The organism is Micromonospora ferruginea, assembly GCF_013694245.2.
GTDB lineage: Bacteria > Actinomycetota > Actinomycetes > Mycobacteriales > Micromonosporaceae > Micromonospora > Micromonospora robiginosa.
Genome location: NZ_CP059322.2, coordinates 621,893 through 637,748 on the forward strand (window position 1 = coordinate 621,893; position 15,856 = coordinate 637,748).

General features: G+C 75.3%; 21 protein-coding genes. 18 read left to right on the forward strand and 3 right to left on the reverse strand.

Annotated features, from left to right (window positions below; genetic code table 11):
• Positions 1-53 precede the first annotated feature (53 nt).
• From H1D33_RS02995 to H1D33_RS03020, 6 genes are all read left to right on the forward strand, one after another.
• Positions 54-473, forward strand: coding sequence for a TraR/DksA family transcriptional regulator (locus H1D33_RS02995; RefSeq protein ID WP_091268039.1), 420 nt, complete (start codon positions 54-56; stop codon positions 471-473).
• 67 nt (positions 474-540) lie between these two features.
• Positions 541-1,143 carry a signal peptidase II gene (gene lspA, locus H1D33_RS03000; RefSeq protein WP_181569512.1) on the forward strand — a complete coding sequence of 201 codons (603 nt, stop codon included), beginning with the start codon at positions 541-543 and terminating at the stop codon, positions 1,141-1,143.
• A complete protein-coding gene (locus H1D33_RS03005; RefSeq protein WP_181569511.1) occupies positions 1,140-2,084 on the forward strand; it encodes an RluA family pseudouridine synthase in 945 nt (314 codons plus the stop codon). Before lspA ends, H1D33_RS03005 begins: the two co-directional genes overlap by 4 nt.
• A 2-nt stretch (positions 2,085-2,086) precedes the next feature.
• Positions 2,087-2,926 (forward strand): hypothetical protein, encoded by an 840-nt coding sequence (locus H1D33_RS03010; RefSeq protein ID WP_181569510.1) that lies wholly within the window; start codon positions 2,087-2,089, stop codon positions 2,924-2,926.
• Between the two features lie 140 nt (positions 2,927-3,066).
• The gene (locus H1D33_RS03015; protein ID WP_181569509.1) at positions 3,067-4,659 is read left to right on the forward strand and encodes an ATPase; all 1,593 of its coding nucleotides are present in this window, start codon (positions 3,067-3,069) and stop codon (positions 4,657-4,659) included.
• Positions 4,660-4,707: 48 nt separating this feature from the next.
• Entirely contained in the window at positions 4,708-5,565 is an 858-nt protein-coding gene (locus H1D33_RS03020; RefSeq protein ID WP_181569508.1) for a DUF2567 domain-containing protein, read from the forward strand.
• On the opposite strand, the gene H1D33_RS03025 is transcribed toward H1D33_RS03020, so the two are convergent.
• The gene (locus H1D33_RS03025; RefSeq protein WP_181569507.1) at positions 5,531-6,241 is read right to left on the reverse strand and encodes an LON peptidase substrate-binding domain-containing protein; all 711 of its coding nucleotides are present in this window, start codon (positions 6,239-6,241) and stop codon (positions 5,531-5,533) included. The genes H1D33_RS03020 and H1D33_RS03025 overlap by 35 nt on opposite strands.
• A 107-nt stretch (positions 6,242-6,348) precedes the next feature.
• On the opposite strand from H1D33_RS03025, the gene hisD reads away from it, so the two are divergent.
• From hisD to hisF, 12 genes are all read left to right on the forward strand, one after another.
• Positions 6,349-7,671, forward strand: a complete 1,323-nt coding sequence (gene hisD / locus H1D33_RS03030) for a histidinol dehydrogenase (protein WP_181569506.1) — start codon at positions 6,349-6,351, stop codon at positions 7,669-7,671.
• The gene (locus H1D33_RS03035; protein WP_181569505.1) at positions 7,668-8,741 is read left to right on the forward strand and encodes a histidinol-phosphate transaminase; all 1,074 of its coding nucleotides are present in this window, start codon (positions 7,668-7,670) and stop codon (positions 8,739-8,741) included. The genes hisD and H1D33_RS03035 overlap by 4 nt, the downstream gene beginning before the upstream one ends.
• Positions 8,738-9,349 carry an imidazoleglycerol-phosphate dehydratase HisB gene (gene hisB, locus H1D33_RS03040; protein WP_181569504.1) on the forward strand — a complete coding sequence of 204 codons (612 nt, stop codon included), beginning with the start codon at positions 8,738-8,740 and terminating at the stop codon, positions 9,347-9,349. Before H1D33_RS03035 ends, hisB begins: the two co-directional genes overlap by 4 nt.
• The gene (locus tag H1D33_RS03045) at positions 9,349-9,516 is read left to right on the forward strand and encodes a hypothetical protein (protein WP_181569503.1); all 168 of its coding nucleotides are present in this window, start codon (positions 9,349-9,351) and stop codon (positions 9,514-9,516) included. The genes hisB and H1D33_RS03045 overlap by 1 nt, the downstream gene beginning before the upstream one ends.
• Positions 9,516-10,142, forward strand: a complete 627-nt coding sequence (gene hisH / locus H1D33_RS03050; protein ID WP_181569502.1) for an imidazole glycerol phosphate synthase subunit HisH — start codon at positions 9,516-9,518, stop codon at positions 10,140-10,142. Before H1D33_RS03045 ends, hisH begins: the two co-directional genes overlap by 1 nt.
• A complete protein-coding gene (locus H1D33_RS03055; protein WP_181569501.1) occupies positions 10,139-10,459 on the forward strand; it encodes a hypothetical protein in 321 nt (106 codons plus the stop codon). Before hisH ends, H1D33_RS03055 begins: the two co-directional genes overlap by 4 nt.
• Positions 10,460-10,478: 19 nt before the next feature.
• Complete coding sequence (priA, locus tag H1D33_RS03060) at positions 10,479-11,207, forward strand: bifunctional 1-(5-phosphoribosyl)-5-((5-phosphoribosylamino)methylideneamino)imidazole-4-carboxamide isomerase/phosphoribosylanthranilate isomerase PriA (protein WP_181569500.1); 729 nt, start codon at positions 10,479-10,481, stop codon at positions 11,205-11,207.
• Positions 11,204-11,629, forward strand: a complete 426-nt coding sequence (locus H1D33_RS03065) for a RidA family protein (RefSeq protein WP_246411723.1) — start codon at positions 11,204-11,206, stop codon at positions 11,627-11,629. Before priA ends, H1D33_RS03065 begins: the two co-directional genes overlap by 4 nt.
• Before the next feature lie 225 nt (positions 11,630-11,854).
• Entirely contained in the window at positions 11,855-12,301 is a 447-nt protein-coding gene (locus H1D33_RS03070; RefSeq protein WP_181569499.1) for a MarR family winged helix-turn-helix transcriptional regulator, read from the forward strand.
• A gap of 2 nt (positions 12,302-12,303) precedes the next feature.
• Entirely contained in the window at positions 12,304-12,729 is a 426-nt protein-coding gene (locus H1D33_RS03075) for an organic hydroperoxide resistance protein (RefSeq protein WP_181572933.1), read from the forward strand.
• The gene (locus tag H1D33_RS03080) at positions 12,726-13,736 is read left to right on the forward strand and encodes an NADP-dependent oxidoreductase (protein ID WP_246411721.1); all 1,011 of its coding nucleotides are present in this window, start codon (positions 12,726-12,728) and stop codon (positions 13,734-13,736) included. Before H1D33_RS03075 ends, H1D33_RS03080 begins: the two co-directional genes overlap by 4 nt.
• Before the next feature lie 77 nt (positions 13,737-13,813).
• On the forward strand, positions 13,814-14,581 hold the full coding sequence (hisF, locus tag H1D33_RS03085; RefSeq protein WP_181569498.1) for an imidazole glycerol phosphate synthase subunit HisF: 768 nt from the start codon (positions 13,814-13,816) through the stop codon (positions 14,579-14,581).
• A gap of 18 nt (positions 14,582-14,599) precedes the next feature.
• On the opposite strand, the gene H1D33_RS03090 is transcribed toward hisF, so the two are convergent.
• Complete coding sequence (locus tag H1D33_RS03090; protein WP_091059702.1) at positions 14,600-15,061, reverse strand: hypothetical protein; 462 nt, start codon at positions 15,059-15,061, stop codon at positions 14,600-14,602.
• Between the two features lie 116 nt (positions 15,062-15,177).
• Positions 15,178-15,810, reverse strand: coding sequence for a membrane protein YczE (yczE, locus tag H1D33_RS03095; RefSeq protein WP_181569497.1), 633 nt, complete (start codon positions 15,808-15,810; stop codon positions 15,178-15,180).
• Positions 15,811-15,856: the final 46 nt, after the last annotated feature.

Sequence of the window (15,856 nt, forward strand, 5' to 3'; positions counted from 1 at the left end):
CCCCCTGCCCACGTACCGTTGACCGCCGCGTCCCGCGGCTGAGGGAGCTGACGATGGCGAAGCCAGCCGACACCAGGACCGCCGGCCGCAAGCCGGTGGCGAAGGCCACCCGCAGCGCGGCGGAGACCGAGAAGATCCGGGCCGCGCTGGCGGCACGGCGGGACGAGCTGAACGCCGAGTACGATCAGACGCTGAGCGAGATCACCGAGCTGCAGCGCGACCGGCTGACCGACTCGGCCGGGGACGACCAGGCCGACACCGGCACCAAGACGTTCGAGCGCGAGCAGGAGATCTCACTCGCCAACAGCATCAAGGAGCGGATCACGCAGGTCGAGCGCGCGTTGGAGCGGCTCGACGAGGGTGGCTACGGCTGGTGCGAGCGGTGCGGCAACCCGATCCCGGTGGAGCGGCTCGCCGCGTTCCCGTCGGCCACCCTCTGCGTGAGCTGCAAGCAGCTGGAGGAGCGGCGCTGACGTCCGTTCCCCGGCGGCCGAACGGCAGACGGTGACCGCCACCGTCGCGAGCGTCGATGGGGAGCAGATGACCGCAGCACCGCCCGCCGGGTCCGGCACCACCGAGACAGGCGCCGGCACGCCCCGCCGCAGGGCGGTCACGCTGCTGCTCGGCATCTCCCTGGTCTCGCTCCTCGCGGACCTGGGCACCAAGCAGCTCGCGCTCAGCGAGCTGCCCGGCCGGGAGCCGGTGTCGGTGCTCGGCGGGGCCGTCTGGTTCACCCTCACCCGCAACAGCGGCGCCGCCTGGAGCATCGGCTCCGACCACACCTGGGTCTTCCCGCTGATCACGTTCGCGGTGATCGGGTGGATCGGCTGGATGGCGCTGCGGCTGCGCTCGCTGCCCTGGGCGGTGTCGCTGGGCCTGGTGCTGGGCGGGGCGTTGGGCAACCTGACCGACCGGATCTTCCGGGCCCCCGGCCACTTCGTCGGCCACGTGGTCGACATGATCAGCCTGTTCGGCCCGTACGGCGAGTACTACCCGGTGTTCAACCTGGCCGACAGCTCGCTGTGCTGCGGCGTGGTGCTGGCGGTCATCCTGGAGCTGACCGGCCGGCAGCGCGACGGCTCCCGGGCCCGCGCCGAGAAGGCCACCGACGACGCCCCGGCCGACGAGCGGGAGCGGGCATGACCGCCGCGTACGCCACCGGTGGCGACCAGCGGTCCCTGCCCGTTCCGGACGGCCTCGACGGCATGCGGCTGGACCAGGCCGTGTCCCGGCTGTTCGGGCTGTCCCGCACCGCCGCGGCGGCGCTGGTGGACGCCGGCGACGCGCTCGTCGACGGCGTGGCCCGGGCCAACTCGCACAAGGTGCGGGCCGGCGCCTGGCTGGAGGTCACGCTGCCCGCGCCGGCCGCCCCGCCGACCGTGGTGCCGCAGGCCGTGCCCGGCCTGACCGTGGTCTACGCCGACGACGACATCGTGGTGGTGGACAAGCCGGTCGGGGTGGCGGCGCACCCGAGCCCCGGCTGGACCGGCCCGACCGTGATCGGCGGGCTGGCCGGCATCGGTCACCGGATCTCCACCAGCGGCGCGGCCGAGCGGCAGGGTGTGGTGCACCGCCTCGACGTGGGCACCACCGGGATCATGGCGGTGGCCAAGAGCGAGCTGGCCTACACCGCGTTGAAGCGGGCGTTCAAGGAGCGCGAGGTGGAGAAGCGCTACCACGCCGTGGTGCAGGGCCACCCGGACCCGCTGCGCGGCACCATCGACGCGCCGATCGACAGGCACCCGCACCACGACTACCGCTGGGCGGTGGTCTCCGGCGGCAAGCCCAGCATCACCCACTACGACACGCTGGAGGCGTTCCCCTCGGCCAGCCTGCTCGACGTGCGGCTGGAGACCGGGCGGACGCACCAGATCCGGGTGCATTTCTCCACGCTGCGGCATCCCTGCGTGGGTGACCTGACCTACGGCGCCGACCCGACCCTGTCGGCCCGGATCGGGCTGTCCCGGCAGTGGCTGCACGCCCGTTCGCTGACCTTCCGGCACCCGCGCACCGGCGAGGACGTCAAGTTCGTCAGCGACTACCCGGACGACCTGGCCCGGGCGCTGGAGATCCTGCGCGACTGACCGTGAGCGACGACGCCCGGCCGCCGCGCCGGTCCCGTGCCCCGCTGCTGAGCTGGCTCGCGCTCGGCTGCGCGCTGGTGGTGCTGCTGGTCGCGGTGGCGCAGCGGCGGGACGAGCCGGTGGGCGACCGCACGGTCGGCGAGGTGACCCGGGTCGGGGTGGCCGACGGCGCGTCCGTGCCGGCCTACCTGGGCGCCGCCGCCGACGAGCTGGCCCGGCTGGACGCGCCGGACGGCTGGGCGCTGGTCTCGTTCGGGGACTACCTGACCCCGGCCGGGGTGGCGACCACGCTGGCCGGCGCGCCGGTGTCGGCGGTGCTCGCGCGGGTGCCGCTGCCGGGCCGGCAGACCGAGATCGTCCGGATCGCCGCGCTGCGCCTGCCCGACGACGTGGTCGGCGGGATGGCCGAGGTGGCCGGGCGCAAGGACCGGGAGGCCGCGGACTACCGGGCCCGCGCCGCCGCCGACGCCGGGCTCCGCCGCCGGTACGACACCGACGCGTCGGTCGCGGCCCGGGAGGCGGCCGGCTACCGGGCCGGGTGCGCCTGCGTCTACGCCGCCGTGGTGCGCGGCGCGCCGGACGCGTTGCGCGCGCTCGCCGGGCGGGCCGGGGTGCGGGCGGTGGACCCGGCGCCGGAGGTGACCCGGCTGGACCGGGCCGTGTTCACCCCGCCCCTGCCGGAGCAGCGCGACGTGGCCCGCCCACCGGCCGACACCGGGGCGGAGGCGGGCGACGGAATGGGCGATTCGTCGGAAGCCGCACCGACAGTGAGCGCACCTTCACCCACCGGCCGGTCGCGCGCCGCCGGGACCGCCTCGCCCAATCCCGCTCCCACCTCCTGAGACATCCGGGTACGCGGCCGTCGGCCGGGTGCCACGGTGAGGAGAGCCACCGGCCGATGTGCGGCGCGGGGAGTGGTCCGAATAGGGTTTCGTTCGTAGCCTGTCAGGCGGAGATCGATGGGCTGGGGGAGGGCGAATCCTTGGACGGCAGCGAGACCGGCTGGGGTCGGCAGGGCGAGCCGGCACCGCGGTGGCGGGCGCTGCTCGACCGGGCCCGGCTCGGCGGTCGCGGCGCGGAGCACGCCGACGCCGACCGACGCGCCGAGGAGAGCCCGCTGCCGCCTCCGGATCCGCTGCCCCACCGGGGCGCCGGCACCGGCTGGACCGGCCGTGCCGCCGCGGTCGGCCGTGCCGCCGACGGGTCGTACGGCGCCGAACCCGGCTACCGGGCCGAGGCCACGTTCCGGGTCGACCCGGCCTTCCGCGCCGACCCGCGCTACGACGGCGAGCCCGCCTACCGGGCGGAGCCGGCCTACCGCACCGACCCGGAGCCGGTGGCCGAGCCGTCCTGGCGCGCCGAGCCGTCCTACGCGCCCGAGCCGCGGGCCGAGCCGTCCTGGCGTGCCGACCCGTCCTACCCGGCGGAGTCGACGATCGAGCCGCGGGCCGAGCCGTCGTCGTGGCGTGCCGACCCGTCCTACGTGGCCGATCCGCCGGCCGAGCCGTCCTGGCGGCCCGAGCCGGAGCCGCGCGGGCGGGCCGAGGCGCCGGTCGAGTCGCGATACTCCCTGCTCGACGGCGGCTACCGCCCGGCCGCGCCGCCGCCCGAGTCCCGCTACGCCCTGCTCGACCGGGGCCGCTACCGGCCCGGGATCCCGCCGGCGCCGGAGCAACCGGTGGTGCCCGCCCCGCGCCGCCCGGTGGGGGCCCGAGCGGGCCGGCTCGACCCGGCGCGGGCGCAGTGGCGCGCCCCGGAACCGGACGCCGAGCTGGAGCGCGCGACCGGGGTGCTCCGCCGCGAGCTGGGCACCCCCCGGGTGCTCGCCTTCGCCAACCCCAAGGGCGGCGTGCACAAGACCACCGCGACCGTGCTCGCCGCGGCCAGCGTGGGCAGCGTCCGCGGGCGTGGCGTCCTCGCCTGGGACGACAACGAACTGCGGGGCACGCTCGGCCTGCGCGCCGGCAGCGCCCGGCACGCGCGCACCATCCGGCACCTGGTGCAGGATCTCGCCCAGATCGAGATCCTGGAGGGCGACTCCCTGCTGTCGCAGCTCGACGACTACCTGCGGCACGCCGCCGACGGCTCGTACGACGTGCTGGCCGGCGAGGAGAGCCCGCGCTTCGCCCAGCGGCTCGACCAATTCACCGTCAAGCGGGTGCTGGAGCTGCTGCGTCGCACCCACGAGGTGGTCTGCGTGGACACCGGCAACAACGTGGAGAGCCCGAACTGGCGCACCGTCATGCAGGCGGCCGACCAGCTCGTGGTGACCACCGTGCCGCGCGAGGACGCCGCGTTCAGCGCCGACTGGATGCTCGACCTGCTGCACGAGGTGGGCATGGGCGAGCTGGCCGACAACGCGGTCACGCTGATCTCCTGCCCGACGCCGGGGCGCAGTTCGCTCCAGGACGACCTGGAACGGCACTTCGCCACCCGCACCCGGGCGGTCGCCGTGGTGCCCTACGACCCCGCGCTGGAGACCGGCTCCTCGATCGAATATCCGCAGCTCCAGGCGGAGACCCGCAACGCCTGGCTGAAGGCGGCCTCGGTGATGCTGGAGCCGTTCGCGCGCTGACCGCCGACCACCGCCCCACGGCCGGCCCGGGCCTGAGAGGATCACCGGGTGAGCCCGGACACCCCTGATCCCGAGCGGACCGCCGACCGCCCCGGCGCCGCCGGCCGCCCGCCCGCCGAGGCGTCCCCGTCCGCGCCCGGCGCGACGACCGCCGAACCGTGGGCGGGCCACCCGGACCCGTTCGCGCCCGGCGCGACGACCGTGGCGCGACGCGGTGACGGCCGGGCCGTGGTGGTGGCCCTCGGCGTGACGGCGCTGCTCACCGCGCTCGGCGTGCCGCTGGGGCTGCTCTGGGCGTGGCTGGCGCCGGGCACGCCGGTGCGGCAGACCCCGGACGGCGCGGTCTACGCCGTCCCGCAGCCGGAGCAGCCGATCGCGGCCGACGGCTGGTTCAGCCTCCTCGCGCTCGGCTTCGGGGTGCTCTCCGCGATCGCCCTGTGGGTGCTGCTGCGCCGCCGGCGGGGCCCGGCCGGGCTGCTCGCGGTCACCCTGGGCGGCCTCGGCGCGGCCGTGGTGGCCTGGCAGGTCGGCCGCCGGATCGGGTTGGCGACGTTTCAGCGGCTGCTGGACACCGCGCCGCCGGGCACCGACTTCACCAAGCCCGCCGACCTGCGCGCCGGCGGCGTCGACTGGTTCGGCCCGCTGCCGTTGCCGCACGGCAACCTGCTGCTCGCGGCGTTCGGCGCGGCCGTCACGTACACGCTGCTGGCCGGCTGGTCGCGCTGGCCGTCGCTGCGCCCGGAGCCGGAGCCGGGTGACGACTGGGTGCCCGCGCCGGGCGCCGGCCCGGACGGCTGGCCCGCGCCGGGCGTCGGTGGTTACGGCCCGCCCGCGCCCGGAACCGGGGGTGGGCAGTCGCCGCCGCCGGGGATCAGTTCGGCGCCGGGAGACCCGCCAGCTCGCTGAGCGGCACCGGCACCGCCCGGACCTGGCGCAGCAGCGCCGTCTCCCGGTGGAGCAGGCGCAGCTCGGCGCGGAGCCGGTCCGGGGTGTCGTCGATGGCGAGCAGCCGCTGCCGGTCCGCGACGGTCAGCGCGGCGGTCGCCGCGACCAGGTGCGACAGCACGGTCGGGTCCTCCGGGAGCTGCTCGGAGATCTCCTCCTGCTCGGGGCGGATCAGGCCGAGGTAGTGCCGGAACACCGAGATCACCCGGGCCGCCAGCATGTCGGCCACCTCGTCCGGGCCGGCCGGCTCCGGGAGCCACTCCACCTCGGCGGTGAGGTAGGGCTCGGCGGCGTCGTCGATCTCGGCGATGCGGAACCGGCGCCGGCCCACCGTGACGATGTCGAACCCGCCGTCGGTCAGCTCGGTGACCTGCCGCAGCTCGGCGGTGCAGCCCACCTCGTGCAGGGTGATCTCGCCGCCGGTCAGCCCGGCTTCGGGGCGCCCCGGCGGCCCGGCCTGCGCCACCTCCCAGCCGGCCTGGATCGCGACCACGCCGAACTCGCGCGGCGCGCCCTCGGGCAGCCCCACCAGATGGCGCACCAGCGCCTGGTAGCGCTCCTCGAAGATGTGCAGGGGAAGGACAAGCCCGGGGAAGAGGACGGTCCCGAGCGGGAACACCGGCAGCCGTGCGCTCACGTGATCGAGGGTATCCCCCTCGCGCCCGCTCGGCGTGTCCCGGCTCACCGTCCCGCCGTGCGGGCGCGCCCGGCCGGCCCGACCGGTGGCGGCCTAGACTCGCAGGCGTGCTGACTCGGATCGACCTGCGCGGCGGGGTGCCCGACCCGCGCCGCCTGCTGCCCCGTGCCCAGCTCGACGTCTCCGTGGCGGTCGAGCGGATCCGTCCTCTGGTCGAGGCGGTCCGGGAGCATGGATACCCGGCGATCCGGGAGGCCAGCGAACGGTTCGACGGCGTCTCCCCGGAGCACCTGCGGGTGCCGGTCGAGGTGATCCGGGCCGCGGAGGGCGACCTGGATCCGCAGGTCCGCGCCGCCCTGCTGGAGTCGATCACCCGGGCCCGCCGGGTCCACGCCGACCAGCGCCGCACCGACCACACCACCCGGGTGGTCGCCGGCGGCACGGTGACCGAGCGGTGGTTGCCGGTCGACCGGGTGGGCCTCTACGTCCCCGGCGGCCTGGCCATGTATCCGTCGACCGTGGTGATGAACGTCGTCCCGGCCCAGGCGGCCGGCGTGCGCTCGCTGGTGGTGGTGAGCCCGCCGCAGAAGGAGAACGACGGCCTGCCGGACCGCCGGGTCCTGGCCGCCTGCGCGCTGCTCGGCGTCGACGAGGTGTACGCGGTCGGCGGCGCCCACGCGGTCGCCATGCTGGCCTACGGCGCCGCCGTCGACCCGGCCGGCGAGCAGCGCTGCGAGCCGGTCGACATGATCACCGGGCCGGGCAACATCTGGGTCACCGCCGCGAAGCGGCTGCTGCGCGGCGTGGTCGGCATCGACGCCGAGGCCGGCCCGACCGAGATCGCGATCCTGGCCGACCACACCGCCAACCCGGCGCACGTCGCCGCCGACCTGATCAGCCAGGCCGAGCACGACCCGCTCGCGGCCAGCGTGCTGGTCACCCCGTCGACCGAGCTGGCCGACGCGGTCGACGCCGAGCTGGCCCGGCAGGCGCCGGCCGCCAAGCACGCCGAGCGGATCGGCACCGCGTTGCGCGGCGAGCAGAGCGGCGTGGTCCTCGTCGACGACCTGGAGGCCGGGCTGCGGGTGGTCGACGCGTACGCGGCCGAGCACCTGGAGATCCAGACCGAGAACGCCCGCGAGTGGGCGTTGCGGGTGCGCAACGCCGGCGCGATCTTCGTGGGCGCCTGGTCGCCGGTGTCGCTCGGCGACTACTGCGCCGGGTCCAACCACGTGCTGCCCACCGGCGGCTGCGCCCGGCACTCCTCGGGCCTGTCCGTGCAGTCCTTCCTGCGCGGCGTGCACCTGGTCGAATACACCGAGCAGGCGCTGCGCGAGGTGGCCCCGCACGTGGTCACCCTGGCCGGCGTGGAGGACCTGCCGGCGCACGGCCAGGCGGTCAGCGTCCGCTTCCCCGGTGGCGTGTCGTGACCACGCTCGACGACCTGCCGATCCGGGACGACCTGCGCGGGCGCACGCCGTACGGGGCGCCGCAGCTCGACGTGGCGGTGCGGCTGAACACCAACGAGAACTCCTATCCGGTGCCCGAGCCGGTGGTCGAGGCGATCGGCAAGGCCGTCGCGGCCGAGCTGCGCGACCTCAACCGCTACCCGGACCGCGACGCGGTGGCGCTGCGCGCCGACCTGGCCGGGTACCTGGGGCACGGGCTGACCGTCGAGCACGTGTGGGCGGCCAACGGTTCCAACGAGATCCAGCAGCAGTTGCTCCAGGCGTTCGGCGGCCCGGGGCGGACCGCGCTCGGCTTCACCCCGGCCTACTCGATGCACCCGCTGCTGGCGCTCGGCACCGGCACCGGGTGGGTGGCCGGCGTCCGGGGCGCCGACTTCGGGCTCACCGCCGCCGACGCGGTCGCCCAGGTGCGCGCGCACCGGCCGGACGTGGTCTTCCTCTGCTCGCCGAACAACCCGACCGGCACCGCGCTGGACCCGTCCGTGGTCGCCGCCGTGCTGGCCGAGGCGCCCGGCATGGTGGTGGTGGACGAGGCGTACGCCGAGTTCGCCCGGCCCGGCACGGTCAGCGCGCTGGCCGTGCTGCCCGGCCACCCGCGGCTGGTGGTGACCCGCACGATGAGCAAGGCGTTCGGGTTCGCCGGCGGCCGGCTGGGCTACCTGGCCGCCGACCCGGCGGTGGTGGCGGCGGTGCAACTGGTCCGGCTGCCCTATCACCTCTCCGCGCTCACCCAGGCCGCCGCCCGCGCCGCGCTGGCCCACCGGGACGCGCTGCTCGGCACCGTCACCGCGATCATGGAGCAGCGCGACCGGATCGTCGCCGAGCTGCGCGCGCGGGGGCACCGGGTGGCCGACAGCGACGCCAACTTCGTGCTCTTCGCCGTCGACGGCGACCAGGGCGCCGCCTGGCGTACCCTGCTCGACGCCGGCGTGCTGGTCCGCGACGTCGGCCTGCCCGGCTGGCTGCGGGTGACCGCCGGGACCCCGGCCGAGACCGACGCCTTCCTGTCCGCGATGGAGAAGCTGCCATGAACCGCACCGCCCGGATCGAGCGGGTCACCAACGAGACCAAGGTGCTTGTCGAGATCGACCTGGACGGCACCGGCAAGGCCGACATCGAGACCGGCGTCGGGTTCTACGACCACATGCTGCACCAGATCGCCCGGCACGGCGGCTTCGACCTGACCGTGCACACGGTCGGCGACCTGGAGATCGACGCGCACCACACGATGGAGGACACCGCGCTCGCGCTGGGCGCGGCGTTCGACCGGGCGCTGGGCGACAAGGCCGGCATCCGGCGGTACGGCTCGGCCACCGTCCCGATGGACGAGGTGCTGGTCCGCGCCGCGGTCGACCTGTCCGGCCGGCCGTACGTGGTGCACGACGAGCCGGCGCTGTCGCCGTACATCGGGCCGGTCTACCCGACCAGCATGACCCGGCACATCTGGGAGTCGTTCGGCCAGGCGGCCCGGGTCACGCTGCACGTCGACGTGCTGCGGGCGGCCCGTCCGGGTGGCCACCCGGACGCGCACCACGTGGTGGAGGCCCAGTTCAAGGCGGTGTCCCGCGCGCTGCGCGAGGCCACCGCGATCGACCCGCGCAGCGCCGGCGTGGTGCCCTCCACGAAGGGCGCTCTCTGATGAAGGTGTTGCCGACGCTGTTGCTGATCCTGGCCGGCGTGCTGGTCGGCGGGACGTGGTCGCTGCACAAGCAGGGCGCGCCGCGCGCCGCCGTGGTGGTCGTCGGCCTGCTGGCGGTGCTGGCCACCGCCGGTGGCGTGCTGTGGCTGCTGCCCGGGGAGAGCTGATGGCCCGGCGGGTGGTGGTGCTCGACTACGGCTCGGGCAACCTGCGCTCGGCCGAGCGCGCGCTGGAGCGGGCCGGGGCCGACGTGACGGTCACCGCCGACCTGGCCGCCGCCGCGGCCGCCGACGGCCTGGTGGTGCCGGGCGTCGGCGCGTTCGCCGCGTGCATGGCCGGGATCGAGGAGCTGGGCGCCGGCCCGGTCATCGCCGAACGGGTCGCCGCCGGGCGTCCGGTGCTCGGCATCTGCGTCGGCATGCAGGTCCTCTTCGGGCACGGCGAGGAGCACGGCGTGGTCACCAAGGGCCTCGGGCTGCTGCCCGGCGGCGTGACCCGGCTGCCCGCGCCACGCCTGCCGCACATGGGCTGGAACACCGTGCACGCCCCGGAGGGCTCGGCGCTGTTCGCCGGCCTGCCGGCGGACGCCCGGTTCTACTTCGTGCACTCCTACGGGGTCACCGACCCGGCCGCGCCGGCCGCCGCCGGCGCCACCGTGACCACCGCGCACCACGGCGCCGACTTCGTCGCCGCGGTCGAGCGGGGCGCGTTGTCGGCCGCCCAGTTCCACCCGGAGAAGTCGGCCGACACCGGCGCGGCGTTGCTGCGCAACTGGCTCGGAAGTCTGGGGTGAGTAAGGAACGGGCGCGGCGCCGGGCGGCGCGCGAGGCCGACCAGGAGCGGGAACGCGCCGCGCGGGCCCGCCGGGTGGCGCGCCGGGAGCGGCGCCGTTCGGTGGTACGCCGGCTGACGCCGCGGCTGCGCCGGGGCCGTACCGGCCGGCTGCGCCGGCACAGCCGGGGTGAGCGGGCGGCGATCGTGCTGCTCACCGCCGTCGCGGTGGTCGGCATCTGGAACTTCGTCGACGACCTCGCGCTGCGGCTGGCGTTGGTCGTGTTGTTGCTGCTGGTCCTGCCGGCGATCGTGGTGATCGCGCTGGACCGTCGTTGAGGATGCGAGGAGACAACCGTTGAGCCTTGACCTGTTGCCCGCCGTGGACGTCGCCGACGGCCAGGCCGTCCGGCTCGTGCAGGGCGCCGCCGGCAGCGAGACCGCCTACGGCGATCCGTTGGACGCGGCGCTCGCCTGGCAGTCCGACGGCGCCGAGTGGATCCACCTGGTCGACCTGGACGCCGCGTTCGGGCGGGGCTCGAACGCCGCGCTGCTCGCCGAGGTGGTCGGCAAGCTCGACGTCAAGGTGGAGCTCTCCGGGGGGATCCGCGACGACGAGTCGCTGCGGGCGGCGCTGGGCACCGGCGCGAGCCGGGTCAACATCGGCACCGCCGCGCTGGAGGATCCCGAGTGGTGCGACCGGATCTGCGGCGAGTACGGCGACCGGGTCGCGATCGGGTTGGACGTGCGCGGGCGTACCCTCTCGGCGCGGGGCTGGACCCGCGACGGCGGTGACCTCTACGACGTGCTGGCCCGGCTGGACCGTGCGGGCGCGGCGCGGTACGTGGTCACCGACATCACCAAGGACGGCACCATGCGCGGACCGAACCTGGACCTGCTGCGCGAGGTGTGCGCCCGCACCGACGCCCCGGTGATCGCCTCCGGCGGCGTGTCCACGCTGGACGACCTGCGGGCGCTGGCCACGCTGGAGCCGGTCGGGGTGGAGGGTGTGATCGCCGGCAAGGCGCTCTACGCGGGCGCGTTCACCGTCGCGGAGGCGCTCGCCACGCTGCGGGCCGGCGCGTGACGATCGAGGTGGGCGGGTCGCCGGCCGACGGCGCGGTGGTGACCCGGCTCGGCTCGGGCGGCCCGTGGGAGGCGATCTACGGCTACTCCCGGGTGGTCCGGGCCGGCACGCTGGCGATCACCGCCGGCTGCACGTCCACGGTGGACGGCCGGGTGGCGCATCCCGGCGACGCGGCGGCGCAGACCGCGCAGGCGATCCGGATCGGCCTGGACGCGCTCGCCGAGGTGGGCGCGGAACCGGGCGACGTGGTACGGACCCGGATGTACGTGACCGACCGGCTCTTCGTCGACGAGGTGGGCCGGGCGCACAACGCGGTGTTCGGCCCGGTGCGTCCGGTGGCGACCATGGTGGTGGTGGCCGGCCTGGTCGACCCGGAGCACCTGGTCGAGGTCGAGCTGGAGGCGTACCTCCCCGAGGGTTGATCTCCCCGGCCCGTGGCGGCAGGTTCGGCGCTGCGGCGCCTTTCGAGCTGATGTCACAAACGACTCACCGGCCCCGGCACTGCCGAGTCGTTGCTGATATCAGCTCGAAAGGCGTTCTTGGCGCTGGTTCACCCGCCGCCCCCGGGCCGGGAACGTGACCGGCCTCGCGTCCGCATCCCCGCTATTAAGTTGTGCACAACTTGATTGCGCGCTACGGTTCAACGCGTGACCGATGATCTGGTGCTGCGCCGGCAGGTGTGCTTCGCCCTCTACGCGGCGTCGCGCGCCCTGACCGACGTCTACCGGCCCATCCTCGACGAGCACGGCCTGACCTACCCGCAGTACCTGGTGCTGCTGGTGCTCTGGGAGCGCGGCGACGACGCCCCCACGGTCTCCGAGCTCGGCGCGCGGCTCCGGCTCGACTCCGGCACGCTCTCCCCGCTGCTCAAGCGGCTGGAGGCGGCCGGCCTGGTGGTGCGTACCCGGTCGGCGGCCGACGAGCGCCGGGTCGAGGTGGGCCTCACCGACGCCGGCCGGGCGCTGCGGGAGCGGATGGAGGACGTGCCGCTGCGGGTGGCCCGGTCCACCGGCCTCACCGAGGCCGAGCTGGTCGGGCTGCGCGACACCCTCACCCGGGTCACCGAGACGATCCACCGACAGAAGGAGCAGTGACCATGCAGGTCCTCTACACCGCGTCCGCCAAGGCCACCGGCGACGGCCGCGACGGCCACGTCCGCACCTCCGACGGCACCGTCGAGCTCGACCTCGCCGTGCCGAAGGAGATGGGCGGCGCCGGCGGGGCGGCCAACCCCGAGCAGCTCTTCGCCGCCGGCTACGCGGCCTGCTTCCACTCCGCGCTGCGCATCGTGGGCCGCCAGGCCAAGGCGGACGTCGCCGGCTCGGTCGTCGAGGCCGAGGTGGGCATCGGCCCGAACGGCAGCGGCGGCTACGGCCTGGCCGTGACACTTGTGGTGGACCTGCCCGCGGTCGAGCGGTCGGCCGCCGAGAAGCTGGTCGAGGCCGCCCACCAGGTCTGCCCCTACTCGAACGCGACCCGCGGCAACATCGAGGTCGCGCTGACCGTCCGGGAGGCCCTGTGAGCAGCGACAGCAGCGTGAACCGGGAGATCCATCTGGCGTCCCGCCCCGAGGGCTGGCCGACCGCCGACAACTTCCGGCTCGTCACCACCGAGGTGCCGACGCCGGGGCCGGGCCAGCTCGTGGTCCGCAACCAGTTCATGTCGGTCGACCCGTACATGCGCGGGCGGATGAACGACGTGAAGTCCTACATGCCCCCGTTCGCGCTGGACGCCCCGCTCGACGGCGGCGCGATCGGTGAGGTGGTGGCCGGCGAGGCCGAGGGCGTCAAGCCCGGCGACGTCGTCCTGCACAGCCTCGGCTGGCGGGAGTACGCGCTCGTCGACGCCCGGGGCGTGCGCAAGGTCGACCCGGGTCTCGCCCCGGTCAGCGCCTACCTCAGCGTGCTCGGCATGACCGGGCTGACCGCGTACGCCGGGCTGCTCGACGTGGCCGCGATGAAGCCGGGGGAGACGGTCTTCGTCTCCGGCGCGGCCGGCGCGGTGGGCAGCATGGTCGGGCAGATCGCGAAGCTGCGCGGCGCCGGCCGGGTGATCGGCAGCGCCGGCTCCCCGGCGAAGGTCGAGCGGCTGCTCGCGCTCGGCTTCGACGCCGCCTTCGACTACCACGACGGCCCGGTGTACAAGCAGCTCAAGGCCGCCGCGCCGGACGGGGTCGACGTCTACTTCGACAACGTCGGCTCGGACCACCTGGAGGCCGCGATCGGGTCGATGAACCTGCACGGCCGGGCCGCGATCTGCGGCATGATCGCCCAGTACAACTCGGCCGAGCCGCCGGCCGCGCCGCGCAACCTGGCGCTGGTGATCGGCAAGCGGCTGACCCTGCGCGGCTTCCTCGTCGGTGACCACGGCCACCTGCGCGACCAGTTCGTCCAGGAGATGGCCGGCTGGCTGCGCGACGGCAAGCTGTCCTACGACGAGACCGTGGTCGACGGCATCGAGGCCGCCCCGGAGGCCTTCCTCGGCCTGATGCGCGGCGAGAACCTCGGCAAGATGCTCGTCCGCCTCTGACCCGGGCACGCCCGAGCGGCGGTGATCGGCCTCACCGGCCGGTCGCCGCCGCTCGCGCGTTGGCTAGGCTTCCGGTCATGACGGTGGCGGTACGGGTCATCCCCTGTCTGGACGTGGACGCCGGGCGGGTGGTCAAGGGCGTCAACTTCGTCGACCTGCGCGACGCCGGCGACCCGGTGGAGCTGGCGGCGGCGTACGACCGGGCCGGCGCGGACGAGCTGACGTTCCTCGACGTGACCGCCTCGTCCAGCGACCGCGGCACCATGCTCGACGTGGTGCGGCGCACCGCCGAGTCGGTCTTCATCCCGCTCACCGTGGGCGGTGGCATCCGCCGCGTCGAGGACGTGGACACGCTGCTGCGCGCCGGCGCGGACAAGGTCGGGGTGAACACCGCGGCCATCGCCCGGCCGGAGCTGATCGCCGAGATCGCCGACCGGTTCGGGCGGCAGGTGCTGGTGCTGTCGCTGGACGTGCGCCGCGCCCCGGCCGGGGGAACGCCGAGCGGTTTCGAGGTCACCACGCACGGCGGCCGGCGCGGCGCCGGGCTGGACGCGGTCGAGTGGGCGGCGCGCGGCGCCGAGCTGGGCGCGGGCGAGATCCTGCTCAACTCGATGGACGCCGACGGCACCAAGGCCGGGTTCGACCTGCCGCTGATCCAGGCGGTCCGCGACGTGGTCGACGTGCCGGTGATCGCCAGCGGCGGGGCGGGCGCGGTGGCGCACTTCCCGCCGGCCGTCGACGCGGGCGCGGACGCGGTGCTCGCGGCCAGCGTCTTCCACTTCGGCGAGCTGACCGTCGGCGAGGTCAAGGACGCCCTGCGCGGCGCCGGGCACCCGGTGCGCTGAGCCGGCCCGGGCGGGCGCTCAGGGCCGGCCGGAACGCCCCTCGGGGGAGCGGCGTGGCATCGGGATGGAGCGGACCACGTATTCCTGCACGGCCGCCGCGTGGTCGTCCTCGGCGAGCTGCCACTCGGCCTCGCCCGGCGGGTGCCGGCGGGTGAGCACGCCCTGCACGGTGTCGACGGTGGTGCCCAGCCCGGCGCTGGGCCGGGTGCGCCAGAGCCGTTCGCCGTCCGGCGTGACCCGGAACCAGCCGTCGGAGACGCTGACCAGGCCGGCCCCGGCGAGCCGGCGGACCGCCCCCTCGACCTCGTGCCGCTCGGGGATGGCCTGGTTGAGGTGGTCGGCGGTGGAGAGCACGTCGGCGAGGCGTACCCCTTCGGGGCGGCGTGTGGCCGCGGCCCGGCGGTGCCGGCCGGCGCCGCTCGCGATGACCAACGCGACGAAGATCCAGGCGTCGCTCCAACGCCATCCGTTCTCCCCCATGCACGAATGATGCCCGCCCGCGACGGCGGAGGAAACACCCGGTTTCGCCGTCGTGCGTCGTCGCAGCTCAGCGCCGTCCGGGCCGGCCCGTGCGGTGGCGGTGGGCCCGACGACACTCACGCAGCGTAGGCGTTGGCCGGTCGGGCCGGCAGCGCGAAGATCGGGATGAAGAGCTGGGCGAGCGGCCCGATGGCCAGCGCGTAGGCCACGGTGCCGACGCCGACCGTGCCGCCGAGCAGCCAGCCGAGGCCGAGCACGGTCACCTCGATGACGGTCCGGACCAGCCGCACCGACCAGCGGGGATGCCGGGCGGTGAACCCGGTCATCAGGCCGTCGCGCGGCCCGGGGCCGAGGCCGGCGCCCAGGTAGAGGCCGGTGGCGGCGCCGTTGGCGACGATCCCGACCACCAGCAGCGTGGCGCGCACCGGCAGGCCCTCGCCCGGCGGCAGCACCAGCAGGGTGGCGTCGACGACCAGCCCGATCACCACCACGTTGCTGATCGTGCCGAGGCCGGGGCGCTGCCGCAGCGGGATCCAGAGCAGCAGGACCAGGGTGCCGACGGCGATGGTGACGGTGCCGAAGGAGAGGCCGGTCTGCCGGGCGAGCCCCTGGTGGAACACGTCCCAGGGGTCCAGGCCGAGCCCCGAGCGGATCATTAGCGCCATGCTGAGCCCGTAGAGGACCAGGCCGGCGTAGAGCTGGGTGAGTCGCCGCACGGGCCGGTGCCGGAGATTGCCAAGCGGTGCCATGCATGCCACCCTAGGGTCCAATTGCCGGCGGCGAAGAGGCCAATCG